The organism is Rheinheimera soli, assembly GCF_031457405.1.
GTDB classification, from domain to species: Bacteria; Pseudomonadota; Gammaproteobacteria; order Enterobacterales; family Alteromonadaceae; genus Pararheinheimera; species Pararheinheimera soli_A.
On the sequence record NZ_JAVDWR010000053.1, the window covers coordinates 1 to 1,667 of the forward strand.

Consider the following 1,667-nt stretch of genomic DNA (forward strand, 5'->3'; position numbering starts at 1 on the left):
CAGAAGGCATAGTGCTATTGGCTATCTCAGCCCAGAAAACTATGAATTAAAGAAAGTAGCTTAGTGGCGTGTCCAGTGTTGCCGGATCAGATCAGTGGTCAAGTATTTCGGAAAGTAAAACGAAGGAGCAATTCCTTTCTCTTGGGGCAGAACATCTATACTTCGAGATATTTCTTCCGCCTGTGCTGTATCGGTCCAACTAGCTAGGCAATCCTTATTGAAGGGAAAGTTTAGCTGAAAACCCCAGTACTGCTCTGTGCCTACAAAACGTGAAACAATCTGAACTTGTCGACAAAATTCCCAAATAGACCGAAAACCAACTCCCTTGTTACCGATTGATTTACCGACTTCTTTATTGCTGCTATTTACAGCGCAAATTGCAGCAAAGTCTGACCAAGTATCTGATTTCTCGGCTTGATAGCTAAATGGGATACCGTCATTAGCAACTGAGAAACTTTTTGTCTCACGGCAAAGCTCTAGCTTGACTCTGCTAAGTGCCCGATCGAGCGCATTCTGAAGCAACTCAAACGGTGCACGCCCCATATAATCATTTCTGACGCTTCGTTCTTGACGGATGTGGCCAATGGCAGTCTGAGGATCACGACGAATCGTTTCAAGCTTGGTAGCAATATGTTCGTCAATAACTGACTTCGGTGTTACTTCCATGATAACTCACTCCGCCACTCATACACGTTTTGCGTTTACCTTACTTAGGTATCCATCATATCTAGTGGCCGAGTATCGCGACAATACACAGCCACTCACAAAAAGAGAATAAACAACTAAAAACAGGTGCGTCTATTCAACTATTTGCTCATTAAGTAGACGGTTCCAGTTTCCTTTAGCAAAAAACTGCCTCTCTATTTGTCGAAGCTGGGTTATATTCAGTCCATCAAGTTTGAAATCAGCCGAATCATCCCAATCCGTGGATAACCAAAAAACGTCTGTATTGTCATCGAATACAAACGAACACTTGTATTGGCTCCCAGAAAGTCTTTTAACTTGTCGATTCAAGCTGTTGTCGTATTTCTCCATGACAAATTCATCATTTCCATATCCCCCCGGTTCTGCATAAACAAGCCAGTTACCAAGCAAAAGATGATTTTGAGTTTCGCTTCTCCTTTCAGCTCTTTTTTGGAGCTTTTCTTTTTGTGGCAACGCACTCCCAAAATAGCTCAATAAGGAATTTTCAAGTTCAGCTACGTTTGCTAACCACTCCATTTTTTTGACCAGTGATTCAGATAAAAAGATTTCACTGAACCTACTCAAGTAAAGGTGATTGAAGTCTTGCTCATCATCGTTAACATCAGTCGAAGCATTCACACCTATAAATCGACTAATACGAAACTCTTGGGATGGCATTGATTTAAGTCGATTGGAGAAGCAAGCAAAAGCAGCAGCCTCCCCAAGACAGCATTCCATTTCTGTGACCTTTCCATTGTGGAGTTTAAACACCCGGTATGGCTCCAATGCTCTATTGGCATAAGCTCTCTCAGCTCCTGTGAAATGGTTCCAACTCTCAAATCCAAAAAAACTTGCGGTGATTTCTAAAATTTCACTTCGGCTAACCTTACTAGTACCTTTTCAATTTAATTCTGATCGATTGAGTTACCAGTCAGTTGGTAGCTCATGGACCGGAACTAAGACCGTAATTGCCCTGCTTTGAT

At 41.9% G+C, this 1,667-nt stretch carries 2 protein-coding genes; both read right to left on the minus strand.

What is annotated here, in order from left to right; all coding sequences use genetic code 11:
• Window positions 1–60: 60 nt before the first annotated feature.
• On the minus strand, window positions 61–666 hold the full coding sequence (locus J2W69_RS20565) for a sacsin N-terminal ATP-binding-like domain-containing protein (RefSeq protein WP_310282098.1): 606 nt from the start codon (window positions 664–666) through the stop codon (window positions 61–63).
• A gap of 132 nt (window positions 667–798) precedes the next feature.
• Complete coding sequence (locus tag J2W69_RS20570; RefSeq protein WP_310282100.1) at window positions 799–1,455, minus strand: hypothetical protein; 657 nt, start codon at window positions 1,453–1,455, stop codon at window positions 799–801.
• Window positions 1,456–1,667: the final 212 nt, after the last annotated feature.